Below are 16640 nucleotides of genomic sequence, written 5' to 3'. Positions count from 1 at the left end.
CCCGGCCGGAGCCGGGTTTTTAGCAGAACACTAAAATTACTTAATTTTAGCTTCTTTGTAGATCACATGCTGACGTACAACCGGATCGAACTTTTTCAGTTCCAGCTTCTCTGGTTTAGTACGTTTGTTCTTCGTGGTGGTATAGAAGTGACCTGTACCAGCAGAGGAAACCAGCTTGATCTTCTCACGAATACCTTTAGCCATGATTCAGTTCCTTAGTACCTTAGTACTTCTCACCACGGGCACGCATGTCGGATAAAACCGTATCAATGCCCTTTTTATCAATAATGCGCATACCTTTAACAGATACACGCAGAGTAACGAAGCGCTTCTCGCTCTCAACCCAAAAACGGTGTGAGTGCAGGTTCGGAAGGAAACGGCGTTTCGTCGCGTTCATTGCGTGGGAACGGTTGTTACCCGTTACCGGACGCTTTCCAGTTACCTGGCAGACTCGTGACATGTCTATATCTCCAAAAATCAAATCAGCTCGAGCTTTAAAAATTAGGTTTTGGCCGCCTCGTCAGGCTTGCAGCCCGCCAGGCGAGTTCCATGGAACCCGCTAAGCTGGCCTAACCGCCAAACCCGAGATTCTCAAAGGTGGCGTAGTATACGCCGCTCAGCCCAAGTGCTCAAGTCCCGAACAGATAAAGATCCCGAATGATCGGGCAAAAAGCCGCCACCTGGCGCGAATTTTCCCTGAATCAGAGCCATCCCCGCTCAGCAAAGGAGACATATTCGCCATGGCCAATCACCAGATGATCGAGCAGACGGATGTCGAGTAGCTGACAGGCTTCGCTGACTTTATGGGTCACTTCACGGTCAGCTCGGCTCGGTTCCGCCATCCCCGACGGATGATTATGCGCCAGTATCAGGGCGGCTGCGTTGAGCTTCAGCGCTTCCCGGACGATCTCGCGGGGGTGAACTTCCACGCTATTAATGGAGCCAGAGAACATATTCTGTGCCCGCAGCACCCGATGCTGATTATCCAGAAACAGGGCCATAAAGATCTCCCGTTCCTGGTGGGCTAACAGACTTTGCAGATACTGGCGTGTAATCTGTGGATTTTCCATCACGCTTTCGCGCGCCAGCTTACTGGCGAAAAAGCGCTTCGCCAGTTCGGCAATCGCGTGCAGTTGCGCCAGCTTGGCATCACCGACACCTTTAATTTTGCAAATTGCCGCTTTGTCTGACGTCATGAGCTGATAAAGCGAGCCAAATCCCTCCAGCATCTGCCCGGCCAGCTCAAGGACGTTCTGCCCCGGCGAGCCGGTGCGGAGAAAGATGGCCAGCAGTTCGGTATCGCTGAGCGAATGCGCACCCAGTTTTTGCAGTTTTTCCCGTGGTCCCTTAATTTTCATCTTTGCTCTCCCTGAGATGCGCCTAAGAGTGGCCCATCATGAAGCGTACCGCTATCAGTGGCGCATCAATCTTCGAGGCGGCTCGCAAACGCAGTTGGTGAAAAGGCGCGTCCACGCTTTTGTGATAAAGTCCGTGCATTCGCCGCCGCGGGCGGCAGAGAGCTTAGTGAGGCCAACATCATGATGGGATTAGCCGGCAAAAAAATTCTTCTTGGCGTGAGCGGCGGTATCGCCGCTTATAAAGCACCTGAGCTGGTGCGTCGCCTGCGCGACCGCGGCGCTGATGTCCGCGTAATGATGACGGAGGGGGCAAAGGCCTTTATTACTCCGCTCAGCCTGCAGGCCGTTTCAGGCTATCCGGTGTTTGACGATCTGCTTGATCCGGCAGCGGAAGCGGCGATGGGTCATATTGAACTGGCAAAATGGGCCGACCTGATTGTGCTGGCACCGGCCACTGCCGACCTGATTGCCCGAATCACTGCCGGTATGGCAAACGATCTGGTGACTACCGCCGTCTTAGCGACGGCCTCACCCGTGGCGGTAGTGCCCGCTATGAATCAGCAGATGTATCGTGCGGCGGTAACCCAGTACAACCTGCAGACGCTGCATGAGCGTGGCGTGCTGATCTGGGGGCCGGACAGCGGCAGCCAGGCCTGCGGTGATATCGGGCCGGGCCGGATGCTTGACCCGCTGGTGATTGTTGACCATGCGGTGCAGTGGGCTGCGCCCGTCAACGATCTGCAACATCTTAACATTATGATAACCGCCGGTCCAACCCGCGAGGCCCTGGACCCGGTGCGCTACATCTCGAATCACAGCTCCGGCAAAATGGGCTTTGCGATTGCCGCCGCTGCTGCCAGGCGCGGCGCACAGGTAACGCTGGTCAGTGGTCCGGTCAGCCTGGCGGCACCAGCGGGTGTGCGGCGCATTGATGTTACCAGCGCGCTGGAGATGCAGGCCGCTGTTATGAGCGAGATAGATAAACAACATATTTTCATTGCAAGCGCAGCCGTGGCAGACTACCGGGCAGCCGATATTGCGGCCGATAAAATCAAGAAACAGGGCGGCGATGATAACGTCACGCTGAACCTGGTAAAGAATCCCGATATTGTTGCCGGGGTCGCCGCACTTCAGGAAAACCGGCCATTTGTGGTTGGATTTGCTGCTGAAACACAGAATGTGGAAGAATATGCCCGGCAAAAACGGGTGCGCAAGAATCTGGACCTGATCTGCGCTAACGATGTCGCTAAAGCCGGACAGGGATTTAATAGCGACACCAATGCTCTTCACCTTTTTTGGCAGGATGGAGAAAAACGCTTACCGCTCAGCGATAAGTCTCTCCTTGGCCAACAATTAATAGACGAGATTGTCAGCCGTTATGATGAAAAAAATAGACGTTAAAATTCTGGATGCGCGTGTCGGCAAAGAGTTTCCACTGCCGACCTACGCCACGTCAGGTTCCGCTGGGTTAGATTTACGCGCCTGTATTGATAAGGTCCTCGACATCGCACCAGGCACAACAACGCTGGTCCCGACCGGCCTGGCGATTCATATCGCCGACCCCGATCTGGCCGCTGTGATCCTGCCGCGCTCCGGCCTTGGCCATAAACACGGTATCGTGCTGGGTAACCTGGTCGGGTTGATTGACTCCGACTATCAGGGACAGCTGATGGTGTCGGTCTGGAATCGCGGCCAGGAAAGTTTCTCTCTGCAACCCGGCGATCGCATGGCACAACTGGTCTTTGTACCGGTGGTACAGGCGGAATTTAACCTGGTCGACGATTTCGACGCCAGCCTGCGCGGCGAAGGCGGCTTCGGCCACTCAGGTCGCCAGTAACCCGCATTACCGACTTTCACTTACGCCCGTTATTTTTCCTCATCGCCATGGGACGCGTTCCTGTGGCAGATGCGTAGGTGTTGCCTGTTTTTAGGTGAATTTCAGGGGTTTTTAAGGTCATGGCAGAAAAAAAAGTCGCGAAGCGGAACCGTCGCGAAGAGATTTTGCAGGCGCTGGCACAGATGCTGGAGTCAGGTGATGGCAGTCAGCGCATTACCACCGCCAAGCTGGCAGCCACGGTAGGCGTTTCCGAAGCGGCGCTGTATCGTCACTTCCCCAGTAAGACACGCATGTTCGATAGCCTGATTGAGTTTATCGAAGACAGTCTGATTACCCGCATCAATCTGATCCTCAAAGATGAAAAAGAGACCATGACGCGCTTGCGTCTGATCGTGCAACTGATTCTGGGATTTGGTGAGCGTAATCCGGGACTGACGCGCATCCTGACCGGCCATGCGCTGATGTTCGAGCAGGACCGGCTGCAGGGACGTATTAATCAGCTGTTTGAGCGGATTGAAGTGCAACTGCGACAGGTGATGCGTGAACGGAAAATGCGTGAGGGCGAAGCTTTTCAGGCTGATGAGGCATTACTGGCAAGCCAGCTGCTGGCTTTCTGTGAAGGTTTACTGTCGCGCTATGTCCGTTCTGAGTTTCGCTTCAGTCCCACCGCAGACTTTGAGGCTCGCTGGCCGCTGATGGCCGCCCAGCTGGTGTAAAGAGTCAAAGAAGGCGGGCATCATGCCCGCCTCTGTTAAATCCCGTACGCTTTCTGATAGGCACGAACCTGAGCCAGATGATCGGCCATCTCCGGCTTCTCTTCCAGCCAGCTAATCAGGTCGGCCAGTGTGATAATGGCGGTCACTTTGCAGCCATAATCACGTTCCACTTCCTGAATCGCCGACATCTCTCCACGTCCACGCTCCTGACGGTCAAGCGACACCAGAACGCCTGCCAGGGTAGCGTTGTGCGCACCGATAATATCCATCGACTCACGAATCGCTGTACCTGCCGTGATCACATCGTCCACCAGCATCACTTTGCCCTGCAGCGGGCTGCCCACCAGCAGGCCGCCTTCACCGTGATCTTTGGCTTCTTTGCGATTGAAGCAGTAAGGCACATCGCGGTCATGATGATCCGCCAGCGCCACCGCCGTGGTAGTCGCAATCGGAATGCCTTTATAGGCCGGGCCGAACAGCAGATCGAAATCGACAGCGCCATCCACCAGCGCCTGCGCGTAGAAGCGTCCCAGCAGCGCTAAATCCCGTCCGCTGTTAAACAGACCAGCATTAAAGAAATAGGGGCTTTTACGCCCTGACTTTAAAGTGAACTCACCGAACTTCAGCACCTGCTTGTTCAGGGCAAATTCAATAAACTGACGCTGCCAGGCTTTCATTTCTCACTCCTCAAATAAAGAAAAGGCGACCCAGAGGTCGCCTGTTACATCAATTTTCCAGCGCTGCTTTCTGCGCCTGAATCAATTCCTCAATGCCGCCACGTGCCAGCGCCAGTAGCGTCAGCAGCTCTTCATGGCTGAACGGTTCGCCCTCAGCGGTGCCCTGCACCTCGATCATGCGACCATCTTCCATCATCACGACGTTCATGTCGGTTTCTGCTGCGGAGTCCTCAACGTACTCCAGATCGCACAGCGCTTCGCCTTTAACGATACCTACTGAAATCGCCGCGACCATGCCCTTCATTGGATTGGCTTTCAGCTTGCCGCTGGCCACCAGCTTGTTCAGCGCATCGGCCAGCGCCACGCAGGCGCCGGTAATTGACGCGGTGCGGGTGCCGCCATCGGCCTGAATGACGTCACAGTCGAGCGTAATGGTAAATTCACCCAGCGCTTTAAGATCAACCGCGGCGCGCAGTGAACGGGCGATCAGACGCTGAATCTCCAGCGTACGGCCACCCTGCTTACCTTTTGCGGCTTCACGCGCCATACGACTGTGGGTTGAACGCGGCAGCATGCCATATTCAGCCGTGACCCAGCCCTGGCCCTGGCCTTTAAGGAAACGCGGAACCCCTTCGTCTACGGAGGCAGTGCAAAGCACTTTCGTTTCGCCGAATTCCACCAGAACGGAACCCTCTGCGTGTTTGGTGTAATTGCGGGTCAATGTGACTGGACGCACCTGTTGTGCGCTACGGCCTGCTGGACGCATGGGTATTCTCCGGCTTGCTAATGATTGGCTGCGCATTATACGGACTTCCTTGCCCGCTGTCTCTTGCGCCGGTCTGACGCAGGCACCAGATGAAATTCCCGGCCAGCTGTGGCTAAATGCGCTTTCCTTTCTCTCTGATAAAAAAGACATATGGCCGCCATTCTTCATTTCCTGCTGGCGCTGGTGGTGATTTTTGCCCTTGCGCTGCTGGTCAGTCATGACCGTAAACAGATTCGTCTGCGCTTTATTGTTCAACTGATTGTGGTGGAAGCCGCGCTGGGTTGGTTCTTCCTTCACTCTGCCGGAGGGCTGGCGCTGGTCGGCTCATTCGCGGGATTCTTTGAGACGCTGCTGGGCTTTGCCGCACAGGGCACAGAATTTGTGTTTGGCGGAATGAGTAAACAGGGGCTGGCATTTATCTTCCTTGGCGTGCTCTGCCCGATTGTCTTTATTTCAGCACTCATCGGCATATTGCAGCACTGGCGCATCCTGCCGCTGTTGATCCGGATTTTCGGGACGCTGCTGTCGAAGATTAACGGCATGGGCAAACTGGAGTCGTTCAACGCCGTCAGCACGCTGATTCTCGGTCAGTCGGAAAACTTCATCGCCTATAAAGGGATTCTGGGTGATATCCCGCCGCGCCGGCTCTACACCATGGCAGCGACCGCGATGTCTACCGTTTCGCTGTCGATTGTCGGTGCTTATATGTCGATGATTGAACCGAAGTATGTGGTTGCCGCCCTGCTGCTTAACATGTTCAGTACCTTCATCATTCTGTCGATCATCAACCCGATGGAGAGCCAGAATGAGCAGCCTATCGCGCTGGAAAAACTGCATGAAGAGCAGAGTTTCTTTGAGATGCTGGGTGAGTACATCCTGGCTGGTTTCAAAGTGGCGATGATCATTCTGGCCATGCTGATTGGCTTTATTGCCCTGATTGCTGCCATCAACGCGCTGTTTGCGGCGGTGTTCGGTTACAGCTTCCAGCAGCTGCTCGGCTACCTGTTCTATCCTCTGGCCTGGCTGATCGGCATTCCCAAAGCGGATGCCCTGCAGGCGGCCAGCATCATGGCGACCAAGCTGGTCGCGAATGAGTTTGTGGCGATGATTGAGTTACAGAAAGTCGCGGCGGGCATGAGTACGCGTGGTCTGGGTATTCTGTCGGTGTTCTTGGTTTCCTTTGCTAACTTTGCCTCTATCGGCATTGTGGCGGGCGCAATTAAAGGCCTGAACGAGAAACAGGGAAATGTGGTTTCCCGGTTTGGCTGGAAGCTGGTCTATGGCTCCACGCTGGTGAGCCTGCTCTCTGCGGCTTTTGCCGGTCTGTTTATCTGAGTATTCCGCGGGCGGCCTCGCTGCCGCCCGCGTTCATCCTAGAATCCAACACAGACGGGTGCATCCACCCGCATCACCGATTCCTGACCAAAGCGTTTTTTATAGAGGGTACGTAACGCCTCAATGTCCTGATTAGTGGCAGGATCGATACCGTGGATCAGCATCAGCGCTTTACTGTTCTCACGTGCCAGTCTGCCGTTCTCGCCCAGCCATTGCCCTTTAGCGTCATAAACCGACAGTCCCGCTTTGAAGCGTGGCGTAACCTCATTGTCCACAAAGTTCATCCAGTCGAGTGAACTCACCCTGCCGCCATCTGGTTTGCTCAGTCCAAACCACAGTGTGGTCTGCATCATCATGTCGCCACCCGCACAGATGGGTTGCGGTTTCGTGGGCGGCGCGTGGCGCGTCTGGCAACCCGCCAGCAGCAGAGCCATCACTACAGGAAGGGCAATAACGCGTGACATAGATCGATCATCCTCACAAGGGGTCAGTGGTCATCATAAGTGGCTCTCGCGGAAAGCGGAAATGGTTCGTTATTTTCCGGTGAGACGCTTATGCCTGTTATGCCGTGGCTCGCCTCGCTATACTTCACCCATCTTTCCGCAAATGAGTACCGCTTATGATCCGCAGTATGACCGCTTATGCCCGCAGCGAAGCCAAAGGCGAATGGGGCAGCGCCGCCTGGGAGCTGCGTTCTGTTAACCAGCGTTATCTGGAAACCTACATCCGTCTGCCGGAACAGTTTCGCGGGCTGGAGCCGGTTATCCGCGAACGCATTCGCCAGCGTCTGACGCGCGGTAAAATTGAGTGCAACCTGCGTTTTGATGCCGACCCCAGCGCGCAGGGCGAGCTGATGCTTAATGAAACGCTGGCGAAACAGCTGGTGCAGGCGGCCAACTGGGTGAAAATGCAGAGCGATGAAGGCGCGATTAATCCGCTGGATATCCTGCGCTGGCCCGGTGTGATGTCTGCACAGGAGCAGGATCTGGATGCCATTAACACGCAGTTGTTGAAGGCGCTGGATAGTGCACTGGATGATTTCATTGCGGCACGTGAAAGCGAAGGCACCGCGCTGAAAGCGATGATTGAGCAGCGTCTGGAAGGGGTTTCACAGGAAGTCAGCAAAGTGCGTGCGCAGATGCCTGAAGTCATCAAATGGCAGCGCGAGCGTCTGGTGGCCAAACTGGAAGATGCTGAAGTCCAGCTGGAAAACAATCGCCTTGAGCAGGAACTGGTGATGATGGCGCAGCGTGTTGACGTCTCTGAAGAGCTGGATCGCCTGGATGCTCACGTCAAAGAGACCTACAACATCCTGAAGAAGAAAGAGGCCGTTGGCCGTCGTCTTGATTTCATGATGCAGGAGTTCAACCGTGAGTCGAACACGCTGGCATCGAAGTCGATCAACGCAGAAATCACTACGTCAGCGATCGAACTGAAAGTGCTGATTGAACAGATGCGCGAGCAGATTCAGAATATCGAGTAAGTTCTCACTTACTTTCACATGATGTCATAACAACAATAAAACCCGTGAGTTACGGGTTTTATTGTCTCATTAAGAATCATCACTTCTCGCAAAACCTCGCGCTTTTACTGTACCATCTTATGTACCAATTATCCTTTTACCGTTATCGGTTTGGTACAAGCAGGCAGAATGGGAAAGCTAACAGACATACAGATAAAAGCCTGGCTCAAGTCTCAGGAACGGTTTGAAGGACGTTCTGACGGAAACGGATTGTACCTTTGCTACCGCAAAGAGTTCTCAATACCTAAATGGCGCTTTCGCTACAGCTACGGAGGCAAAGCTCGTGCGATGTGGATCGGTTCATACGGAGATCTATCCTTAGCAAAAGCGCGCGAACGGGCCAGAGAGCTATCGGCAAGAGTAGCTTTAGGCTATGACGTCGCCGGAGAGAAGCAGGAGCGTAAAGCCTCTACGCTTGCCAAAATCGAGAAAGAGAAGAATGCTCGTCGTGTTTCTGACCTTGCGATTGAGTACTACGAGAAACAAATTGTTGGACGCTGGAAACACCCCGATATTCTTCGCAGGCGCATTGAAAAAGATATTAATCCTCACATAGGCAACATAAAGGCTGAAGACGTTAAGCCTGGTGATATTGATAAAATGTTGCAAAGCATTGTTCAACGCGGCGCGCCAACTATCGCTAATGATGTATTACGTTGGATAAAGCGCATATTCAACTATGGTATAAAACGTCACTATCTGAGTGTTAACCCAGCGGCAGCCTTTGATAACAATGATGCAGGTGGACAGGAAAAATCCAGAGATCGTTTTCTTTCGGAAGAGGAAATTACGTTACTTTTTCGCGCGATGAAAATAGCTAAAGGATTTAGCCGACAGAATGAAATAACTTTTAAACTACTTTTACTTCTTTGCTGCAGGAAAATGGAACTGTGCTCGGCCAAATGGGAAGATTTTAACCTTGAAGAGGGCGTGTGGTATTTGAAAAACACTAAAAATGGCGACAACCTGGATATCCCTCTTCCTGAATTATCTTTGGTTTGGCTGAATGAGCTAAAGCAACTCTCTTTAGGCAGTGAATGGGTTCTGCCTGCAAGAAAGATGCAGAATAGGATGATACCTCACATTGCAGAAAGCACTCTTCCCGTAGCGCTGGCAAAGCTTAAACCGCTTATGGAGGATGTTGAAGGCTTTACTATCCACGACTTCAGGCGAACCGCCAGAACACATCTGGCCTTTTTAGGTATTGACCCAGTGGTGGCAGAGCGTTGTCTTAACCATCGCATTAAAGGCGTTGAAGGTATCTACAATAGACATAATTACTTTAATGAAAGAAAATTAGCGCTTAATAAACTAGCTGATTTTCTGGCTGAAATAGAGGCGAAGTTATAATGCATTTTAGTTTCTCAAAAGGTAGCTCCATTGAAAGGCTAGTCCACTACCCTCAAGTTGAAATAAAGGAATTAGCTAGAGCATTAGCCAATGTTGATCCTAACCTTAGAAACGATGAGTTACCGAAAGATAAAAACAGTATTATCAGTGATTATTGTGTATATCTCATTAGAGTTAACAGGAATTTACACGCTATCCTTAAATCACAAGGAAAGCAAAATGAACTGGACATACTTTATCCTAAAACAATCGCGACCAATAGCCCCATAGAGGCAAACATCCTTTTCTCATCTTGTTTCATTCTTCTTGAAAAAGATGTAACTCCCGATTTTTTGATTGAAAGATGCACTCAAGCCTTGAGTCAAACATATAAAAAGTATGGTGAATCACTCATTTTTCAGTGTGGCGGCGAAAAGGCAGTTTTAATTGCTAAAGAAAATGCTCAGGACAAGCGTGGTGCCCACAAGAAAAACGAGGAGAATGCATCTCTTCATAAAATTATAGGTTTGCTCGCGATCAATCTCGCTATGGAAAAATCAGCCAGTGGATCGACAAAGTGGATTAACAATGCTGGTTCCCCAAGCATCGAACCTTTGCACAGATTGTTGAGCGATTATGCGAAATCTAATGGCATAAGCCAAAAAGGGATGGGTAAATCTTCTTTTTACGACAAGCTGAGAGCATCTCTTAACTCACTTTATGATGAGGAGTGACGTTTTGTTGCTTGCTCTTAAGATGCATTGATATCTCTTCCGGTATCGAAATGTGCCAAACAATGCCTAGGCATTACCTTTGATTGCCCTTTAGTTGCCAATATTGGCCAATAGTGTCGAACCTAAGTGTTTATAAAGGGCAATGAGGTGCAATGAAGTGCAATACAAATCTCTTTATAATAAGTTACTTATAAATCATAAATTTAAAAGCCCTCACCCTCCCTCTCCAGCAGTAATGAATCCATGGAATTCATTTTTTTTGATGGAATTTTCATATTCTTGATGGAATTCCACTTTCAGTGGAATACATCAATGTGTCTCCATTAATCTCATCTCACACCACTTGTACTCATTGAGATAGGAGATCCTAATTTGAAGCACACACCTTACGGAATCATCCCTGAAACCGGATTTATCAGACAAAAACAGTTGATGCATTGCCTGCCGTTTTCGTCAGCAACGCTATGGCGACGGGTTGCATCTGGATCATTTCCGAAGCCAGTAAAAATTTCCGCTCGTATTACTGCCTGGCGCGCTGAGGAAGTAAAAGAATGGATAGGGCAGCAGCGTGCACATTGATAAATATGCGGCGACGAGTCACCGCAAAAATCATCCTTTAGGTTCAATGCCACGACGCCTAAGTTCTTCTCTTGCAACCTCCTTGAACCAGTTGCCGAGTGTGGTTTGGTCTTTGGCAGCTTCAAGATCGAGTTGCTCTCTTAGCTCTGGATTGATGCGGATCTGGAAGGTGGGCGATTTGCCACCGGTTTTAGGAGTGCGATCTTTAACTCTTGACATTGTACGTACCTTTAACTTTAATAAGAACGGTAAGGTACGTACCTTATATAACAAAGCATTTGAAAACAAGCGGCTCTGCAAGGTACTCGCAATACCTCGCAAAGCCTGACCATAAATGAACTTGGGAGTACTCCTATGGCTGCATCAAAGTCTACCTGGATCTTCGCGGCAATCAACCGTTCTCAGTTGTCCTGCCGCCCCGTCATGCTGCGTATTACTGCCACTGACGAGCGCAGCGCCCGCAGCCGGATGGCGGCTGATTACATCCTGCTATTTGCGGGCCGCCTGCCCTTCCACGGAGGCCGTCATGCGTGAATTTCCACGGCGCGGCGAACGCTGGCAGCATTCACAGGGCTGGACGGTGACAATACTGCGATTTACCGATGCACCTGCGTCAGTCGCATCCGTTAACCCTGAGTTCAGTCACGAGGTTCTGTATCGCTACGACAGCGACGGTCAGGTGACCTCCTCCCCGCTGGCGTGGTTTGAGGAAAACTATATCCGGCTTGCCGGTACACCGCATCGCCTCACCGCTCCGACCGGAGGCAGCGGCGGGTTCAGCCCGTTTAATCTGCATCCCACGGTGAAGTATGAGCGCTGGCGGGAGCGGGCTGCACAGCAGCCTGCGGAGCCTGACGACGGCCACTATTCAAAATTCCTCTGACACACAGCCAGCTTTAACGGAGAAAACATGACAGTTTCAATCGGGCACAACGGTGCTCAGGGCATCCCCTTGCCTGAAAACGGTACTTTTGCCGCCTTTACCTACGGCCTGCCGGAAGACGCTTTTGAGAAGCTGACCCGTGCAAAGGAAGCCTGCGACCTGCTCCAGCTCCTGTTTTCCGAGCACTCCTGTCCGGGTTCATTCAGCGCACACAGCGTGCCCGGCCTGGCCGCACTGATGGACTACCTGCGCGCCGACCTGACCGACGTCACGCGCTGCTGCGCACTGCTCGAGGAGGACCGCGTATGAAGAAGCCACAGGTATCCGTTTTTCCGGCTGAGCTGACCACGGCACTATACCGTCGCGCCATCGCTTCCGCATGGCGGGCTAAGCATCTGACCGACACCGGCAGCGAAATGCGCGGCCCGCACCACATGACGGTGGAGCGAATCGAGATGGCCATCGCCCTGCATATTGAGAGCGCGATGGTTAACGAGTATGGCGAAGCGCACGGCGCTGCGGCGGCGCTGGCACTGCTTACCGACATGGTGGAGCCGACGCTCCTGACCGCACCGCCCGCTCTGACGGCGCGCGGGTATGAGGTAATGGAAGGGCTTTACGCCACGCTTCCGGCGGCATTTGAATCGTTCTGCGACACCGGCGCGTCGCTGTACCGGCATTAAGGAGGCGTTATGACAGTACAGTCAGTATCACACATCACAGCCGCCGCACGCGGCCGCTGGCCGGTCATTCTTCAGATGCTGGGCGTAGACGTGCCGGACGGCGGCAGGCACGGCCCCTGCCCTAAGTGTGAAGGCAAAGACCGTTTCCGCATGGATGACCTTGAGGGCCGGGGTACGTGGATTTGCAGCCACTGCGGCCACGGTGACGGCCTTGATCTGGTGAAGTTGGTGACGGGCAAAGGGGTAAAGCTGGCCGCACAGGCGGTGGCAGAGGTGCTGGACGTGCGTGACGTGCAGGCCCTGCCGGTTAAGCCTGCCAGAGAAAAATCCCCGAAGCGCGACATGGCCGCCATCGTCGGTGCACTGGTGAAGGCCAGCCACAGCGGTGAAAGTGCCTACCTCGCAGATAAAGGCTTTGCCGGTTATCCGGCCTGCCTGACCGGCAGCGCACAGCGCATAGGCGGCACGGCCTTCCCTGCGGGTTCCCTGCTGCTGCCGCTGACCACATCAGACGGCGCGGTGACCGGTGCGCAGCTGGTTGCCCCCGCCGGGGATAAAAGCCTGCTGCCCGGCAGCACCATGAAGGCTGCGTTTGTGGCGTTCAGCCCGCTGCCGCCTGAGCCGCCGGTGCAGGTGGTCATCACCGAGGGCTACGCCACGGCGCTCACGGTAAGCCAGCTGACCGCCGGTTGCGTGGTGGCCGCGATTTCGGCGGGTAACCTGCCGAACGTGGCGCAGGCGATGCGGGCGCGCTGGCCGGAGGTGAAAATCATCATCGCCGGTGATAACGATTTTCAGGATGCGGGTGAGAACCCCGGCAGAGCGTTCGCAGAGAAGGCAGCAAAAGCCGTCAGTGGCTGGGTGAGCCTGCCGCCGGGCGAAATCAAAGCCGACTGGAACGACTTTCACCGGGAGCACGGCGTGACACGCGCCCGCGAAGCCTTTCGTAACGGTCTGATGCTGTGCGGTGAGGGCCGCACGCAGCTGCCGCACGGGTTCCGGCTGACGCAGGAATATCTCTGGTACGAGAAGCAGGTGCAGCGCAACGGCGAAACCGAAATACAGAACGTGAAAATCTGCAATCCGCTGCGCGTCACGGCCATCACCTGCGATGCCGACGGCGGCAACTTTGGCCGCCTGCTGGAGTGGGAGGACACCTGGGGCGAGCGCCGCCGGTGGGCCATGCCGATGGAGATGCTGAGCGGCAGCGGCGAGGAGCTGCGCCGGGTGCTGCTGGTCAACGGCCTGTCATACATCAGCACCACCGGCGAGGCCCGCGCGCGCCTGATGGAATACATCTCGCTGTGCAAGCCGGAGCGCCGCGTGACCTGCGTGAGCCGCACCGGCTGGCACGGTCAGGTTTACGTCCTTCAGGACGAGGTGAGCGGCGACGGCGCAGACGGCGTCATTCTCCAGACCACCTCCGTGCAGGGGCGGGACTTCCGCGTGTCCGGCACCACGCAGGAGTGGCGCGAGCACGTTTCCCGCTTCTGCACCGGCAACTCCCGCGTAGCGTTTGCGGTCAGCCTCGCCTTTGCCGCCCCGCTGCTGCGCCTGGTCGGCATGGACGGCGGCGGCTATCACCTCAAGGGGGAATCCACGGACGGCAAGACCACCACCATGAAGGCGGCTACCTCCGTGTGCGGCGGGCCGGACTACTGGCAGACGTGGCGCGCTACCGGCAACGCGCTGGAAGGCTGCGCCAGCCGCCGCAACGACGCGGCCATGATGCTCGACGAAATCCGCGAGGTGGACGGGCGCGAGGCGGGCAACATCGCCTACATGCTGGCAAACGGCCAGGGCAAGGGCCGCGCCGGTACGGACGGCGAGCTGCGCACCCGCAAGCAGTGGCGGCTGCTGTTCTTCTCCACCGGCGAACTGTCGCTGACCGAGCACGCCGCGAAGGCCGGTGAGCGCACCTTTGCCGGAATGGAGGTCAGGATGATCCAGATACCCAGCGACTCCGGGAAGTTTGGCGTGTTTGAGGAGCTGCACGGCTTTGAGAGCGGGAAGGCGCTAGCCGAACATCTGGAATGGGCCACGGCCAGCTACTACGGTGCGCCATTCCGCGAGTGGCTGAAGGCGCTGACCGCCGACCTGAACGGGCTGACGGCGCAGGCGAAAACGCTGCTGAAGGAGTACACCGCCGCCCTGACCCCGCCTGACGCGGGCAATCAGGTAGGCCGCGCAGTCAACCGCTTTGCCCTGGTGGCAATGGCCGGTGAGCTGGCAACCCGGCTGGGCATTACCGGCTGGCAGGAAGGTGAAGCGCTGCGGGCAACCCGCGTGTGCCTGAACGCCTGGCTGAAAGACCGCGGCCACACCGCCAACCAGGAAGACATTGCCGCGCTGGAGCAGGTGCGCAGCTTCTTTACCGCGAACCAGTACAGCCGCTTTGCCGACTGGCACGACGAGCGCAACCGCCCCGGCAATATGGTGGGCTGGCGCAGGGTAGAGAAAGGCAGTACCGCGCAGGGCACCGAGGCGGCCACGACGTTCTACGTCATGCCGTCCGGCTGGAAGGAAATCTGCAGGGGGTTTGACCCGCGCAAGGTGGCGCGCCTCTGTGCGGACCGGGGTTATCTGCTGGCCTCTGCCGACGGCAAGCTTCAGACCAGCATCCGCCCGCCAGAGATGAACGTGCGCAGGCTCTACGTCTTCAACAGCGAGGTGCCGGGCTGACGTTAAGAGCTTTGCGTGAGTCTTATTTTTAAAGGGTAACAGGTGTAACGGGTGTAACAGCCGCATTCAGTAAGGCATCAGCCTGTTACACCTCTCTAACTGGTGAGGTGTAACAGGTGTAACGCATCTGTCAACGCTGTTACACCGTGTTACCCGTCGTGTTACACCGGAAGAATAAGAAAATATCCTTTTAATTCACAGCTGTAACACCTGTCACCCGTGTTACACCGCTTACAGAAGGTAAGTCAGCCAGCAGCCCTTTTCTGGCAGGCGTTGTGTCAGGCACGGCACACCGCCCGCACATGGCTCACCTGTGCCAGCCCCGGCACAATTGACTTACTGAAAACGACCATACAGGAAAAAGAAATGGCCCTGAAATGTCCCGAATGCGGTCAGGTAGCCCACACCCGCACCAGCGCCTACGAAGCCCCGTCCGTAAAGCGCACCTGGTATCAGTGCCAGAACCTCGACTGTTCCTGCACGTTCACCGCGCTGGAGAGCGTCGAGAAAATCATTATGAAGCCGCAAAAATCCGTGGCGGCAGAGCCAGAACAGCAGAACGACGTACCGGTTCGCCAGCCGCAGACGCTGGGCCGCTATGGCTCAGCCAGTGCCCGCAAAGACCGTCACGCACAGCCCTGACAGAGAGGAAAAACAGCATGACACAGCAGCAGATGACCGACGAACAGATTCAGACCGCTGGCAACCGTATAGGCACGGCGCAGGCCAGATCACAGCGGCCACTCAAGGAAGCCGGATGGCTCCTGCGGTTACCCGAGGCCGACGTGATCAGGCACACCACTGAGCTGGTAAAGGGGCTGTCCTCTGAATGGCGGCTGCGTATCGAAGACCTCAACACGAAGATGCTGGCCTGGCTGGAGGCAAGGCAGACCGAAAACGACGCTACTGAAAATCTCAGTGAGCTGCGCCAGCGTAAGGCCGAAATGGAGCAGGTAAGCCGGGACAACCGGGTACACTTCCGTGAACTGCTGGGACAGAATGGCGGCAACGTCACGCCGGAGATGAAGGCGCTGCGCGCGGAGTATCTGGAGCAGCAGGAAACGGCATCAGACCTTGCCGGGCTGATTGCCGAAAAGGAAAAGCAGCTGCCGGTGTTGGCAGATGTAACCGGGCGCAAGGCTAACGCTTACGTATTCTGTCATGAGGGCATCACGGATGAGCGTATTGATACGCTTATTGATGACTTCTTTATCATTCACGGCGCAGAGCTGAGCAGCCTGCTCAGGATGAAGTACAGCCAGTTTGAACGGAATGGCTCAACGCATGCACCGGGGGTTATCGAAGGCGCGAACGATGCCGATACGCTGTACCGCGTATATGTCCAGAACCTCATTAAGCGATGGACGAGCGTAAATCAGCCGCTGATGTTCCGTGATGACGTGCTGAGCGTCAGCGGTGCGCATCCTTTCCGGGGAGCCAGAACCGACCGCCGCAAGCGTAAACTTTTCTGAGCCGCAGACTCAGGAACTCACCGAAGCCCGGCCCGTGCCGGGCTTTTTTACATCTGCTGCGTGAGTG

The 16640-nt window shown here is 55.0% G+C and carries 22 protein-coding genes; 15 read left to right on the top strand and 7 right to left on the bottom strand.

Annotated elements, in window-relative coordinates; translation table 11 throughout:
• Nucleotides 1–36 precede the first annotated feature (36 nt).
• The 3 genes from rpmG to radC all read right to left on the bottom strand — a co-directional run bounded on the left by rpmG (nucleotide 37) and on the right by radC (nucleotide 1358).
• On the bottom strand, nucleotides 37–204 hold the full coding sequence (gene rpmG / locus EGO56_RS00720; protein WP_001051798.1) for a 50S ribosomal protein L33: 168 nt from the start codon (nucleotides 202–204) through the stop codon (nucleotides 37–39).
• 19 nt (nucleotides 205–223) lie between these two features.
• Nucleotides 224–460 carry a 50S ribosomal protein L28 gene (rpmB, locus tag EGO56_RS00715; protein WP_013359508.1) on the bottom strand — a complete coding sequence of 79 codons (237 nt, stop codon included), beginning with the start codon at nucleotides 458–460 and terminating at the stop codon, nucleotides 224–226.
• Nucleotides 461–701: 241 nt separating this feature from the next.
• The gene (radC, locus tag EGO56_RS00710; RefSeq protein ID WP_033734517.1) at nucleotides 702–1358 is read right to left on the bottom strand and encodes a RadC family protein; all 657 of its coding nucleotides are present in this window, start codon (nucleotides 1356–1358) and stop codon (nucleotides 702–704) included.
• Between the two features lie 180 nt (nucleotides 1359–1538).
• Here radC and coaBC point away from each other — a divergent pair, with 180 nt between their 5' ends.
• The 3 genes from coaBC to slmA all read left to right on the top strand — a co-directional run bounded on the left by coaBC (nucleotide 1539) and on the right by slmA (nucleotide 3911).
• Nucleotides 1539–2759: a bifunctional phosphopantothenoylcysteine decarboxylase/phosphopantothenate--cysteine ligase CoaBC gene (coaBC, locus tag EGO56_RS00705; protein ID WP_135907439.1), complete on the top strand. Its 1221-nt coding sequence runs from the start codon at nucleotides 1539–1541 to the stop codon at nucleotides 2757–2759.
• On the top strand, nucleotides 2737–3195 hold the full coding sequence (gene dut, locus EGO56_RS00700; RefSeq protein WP_135907438.1) for a dUTP diphosphatase: 459 nt from the start codon (nucleotides 2737–2739) through the stop codon (nucleotides 3193–3195). The genes coaBC and dut overlap by 23 nt, the downstream gene beginning before the upstream one ends.
• A gap of 119 nt (nucleotides 3196–3314) precedes the next feature.
• Complete coding sequence (slmA, locus tag EGO56_RS00695; protein WP_033734520.1) at nucleotides 3315–3911, top strand: nucleoid occlusion factor SlmA; 597 nt, start codon at nucleotides 3315–3317, stop codon at nucleotides 3909–3911.
• Between the two features lie 35 nt (nucleotides 3912–3946).
• On the opposite strand, the gene pyrE is transcribed toward slmA, so the two are convergent.
• Both pyrE and rph read right to left on the bottom strand, forming a co-directional pair.
• On the bottom strand, nucleotides 3947–4588 hold the full coding sequence (gene pyrE, locus EGO56_RS00690; protein ID WP_003851333.1) for an orotate phosphoribosyltransferase: 642 nt from the start codon (nucleotides 4586–4588) through the stop codon (nucleotides 3947–3949).
• Nucleotides 4589–4637: 49 nt separating this feature from the next.
• Nucleotides 4638–5354: a ribonuclease PH gene (gene rph, locus EGO56_RS00685; RefSeq protein WP_003851334.1), complete on the bottom strand. Its 717-nt coding sequence runs from the start codon at nucleotides 5352–5354 to the stop codon at nucleotides 4638–4640.
• Nucleotides 5355–5504: 150 nt separating this feature from the next.
• Between rph and EGO56_RS00680 the strand changes: the two genes are divergently transcribed.
• The gene (locus EGO56_RS00680; protein WP_135907437.1) at nucleotides 5505–6689 is read left to right on the top strand and encodes a NupC/NupG family nucleoside CNT transporter; all 1185 of its coding nucleotides are present in this window, start codon (nucleotides 5505–5507) and stop codon (nucleotides 6687–6689) included.
• Nucleotides 6690–6727: 38 nt separating this feature from the next.
• Here the strand turns inward: EGO56_RS00680 and EGO56_RS00670 are convergent, their stop codons facing one another.
• A complete protein-coding gene (locus tag EGO56_RS00670; protein ID WP_135907436.1) occupies nucleotides 6728–7153 on the bottom strand; it encodes a DUF3574 domain-containing protein in 426 nt (141 codons plus the stop codon).
• A gap of 155 nt (nucleotides 7154–7308) precedes the next feature.
• Between EGO56_RS00670 and EGO56_RS00665 the strand changes: the two genes are divergently transcribed.
• The 4 genes from EGO56_RS00665 to EGO56_RS00650 all read left to right on the top strand — a co-directional run bounded on the left by EGO56_RS00665 (nucleotide 7309) and on the right by EGO56_RS00650 (nucleotide 10853).
• Nucleotides 7309–8172, top strand: coding sequence for a YicC/YloC family endoribonuclease (locus tag EGO56_RS00665; protein ID WP_135907435.1), 864 nt, complete (start codon nucleotides 7309–7311; stop codon nucleotides 8170–8172).
• Between the two features lie 168 nt (nucleotides 8173–8340).
• Nucleotides 8341–9561, top strand: coding sequence for a tyrosine-type recombinase/integrase (locus EGO56_RS00660; RefSeq protein ID WP_135907434.1), 1221 nt, complete (start codon nucleotides 8341–8343; stop codon nucleotides 9559–9561).
• Nucleotides 9561–10274: a hypothetical protein gene (locus EGO56_RS00655; RefSeq protein ID WP_135907433.1), complete on the top strand. Its 714-nt coding sequence runs from the start codon at nucleotides 9561–9563 to the stop codon at nucleotides 10272–10274. Before EGO56_RS00660 ends, EGO56_RS00655 begins: the two co-directional genes overlap by 1 nt.
• A 432-nt stretch (nucleotides 10275–10706) precedes the next feature.
• Nucleotides 10707–10853 (top strand): helix-turn-helix transcriptional regulator, encoded by a 147-nt coding sequence (locus tag EGO56_RS00650; RefSeq protein ID WP_233499011.1) that lies wholly within the window; start codon nucleotides 10707–10709, stop codon nucleotides 10851–10853.
• Between the two features lie 30 nt (nucleotides 10854–10883).
• On the opposite strand, the gene EGO56_RS00645 is transcribed toward EGO56_RS00650, so the two are convergent.
• Nucleotides 10884–11072 carry a toxin-antitoxin system HicB family antitoxin gene (locus EGO56_RS00645; protein ID WP_126690258.1) on the bottom strand — a complete coding sequence of 63 codons (189 nt, stop codon included), beginning with the start codon at nucleotides 11070–11072 and terminating at the stop codon, nucleotides 10884–10886.
• Between the two features lie 135 nt (nucleotides 11073–11207).
• On the opposite strand from EGO56_RS00645, the gene EGO56_RS00640 reads away from it, so the two are divergent.
• The 7 genes from EGO56_RS00640 (at nucleotide 11208) to EGO56_RS00610 (ending at nucleotide 16573) form a co-directional block, all read left to right on the top strand.
• On the top strand, nucleotides 11208–11387 hold the full coding sequence (locus tag EGO56_RS00640; protein ID WP_135907432.1) for a host cell division inhibitor Icd-like protein: 180 nt from the start codon (nucleotides 11208–11210) through the stop codon (nucleotides 11385–11387).
• On the top strand, nucleotides 11380–11736 hold the full coding sequence (locus EGO56_RS00635) for a hypothetical protein (protein ID WP_135907431.1): 357 nt from the start codon (nucleotides 11380–11382) through the stop codon (nucleotides 11734–11736). Before EGO56_RS00640 ends, EGO56_RS00635 begins: the two co-directional genes overlap by 8 nt.
• Nucleotides 11737–11763: 27 nt before the next feature.
• Nucleotides 11764–12045: a hypothetical protein gene (locus EGO56_RS00630; protein ID WP_135907430.1), complete on the top strand. Its 282-nt coding sequence runs from the start codon at nucleotides 11764–11766 to the stop codon at nucleotides 12043–12045.
• Complete coding sequence (locus EGO56_RS00625; protein WP_135907429.1) at nucleotides 12042–12419, top strand: DUF5375 family protein; 378 nt, start codon at nucleotides 12042–12044, stop codon at nucleotides 12417–12419. The genes EGO56_RS00630 and EGO56_RS00625 overlap by 4 nt, the downstream gene beginning before the upstream one ends.
• Nucleotides 12420–12428: 9 nt before the next feature.
• Entirely contained in the window at nucleotides 12429–15101 is a 2673-nt protein-coding gene (locus tag EGO56_RS00620) for a TOPRIM and DUF927 domain-containing protein (protein ID WP_135907428.1), read from the top strand.
• A gap of 366 nt (nucleotides 15102–15467) precedes the next feature.
• The gene (locus EGO56_RS00615) at nucleotides 15468–15743 is read left to right on the top strand and encodes an ogr/Delta-like zinc finger family protein (RefSeq protein WP_115388072.1); all 276 of its coding nucleotides are present in this window, start codon (nucleotides 15468–15470) and stop codon (nucleotides 15741–15743) included.
• A 32-nt stretch (nucleotides 15744–15775) separates the two neighbouring features.
• Nucleotides 15776–16573 carry a hypothetical protein gene (locus EGO56_RS00610; RefSeq protein ID WP_238348986.1) on the top strand — a complete coding sequence of 266 codons (798 nt, stop codon included), beginning with the start codon at nucleotides 15776–15778 and terminating at the stop codon, nucleotides 16571–16573.
• Nucleotides 16574–16640 lie beyond the last annotated feature (67 nt).

This window comes from Pantoea vagans, assembly GCF_004792415.1.
Taxonomy (GTDB): Bacteria; Pseudomonadota; Gammaproteobacteria; order Enterobacterales; family Enterobacteriaceae; genus Pantoea; species Pantoea vagans.
The sequence above is the reverse complement of the archived record's forward strand: the minus strand, read 5'-3'. Positions and strand labels throughout refer to the sequence as shown.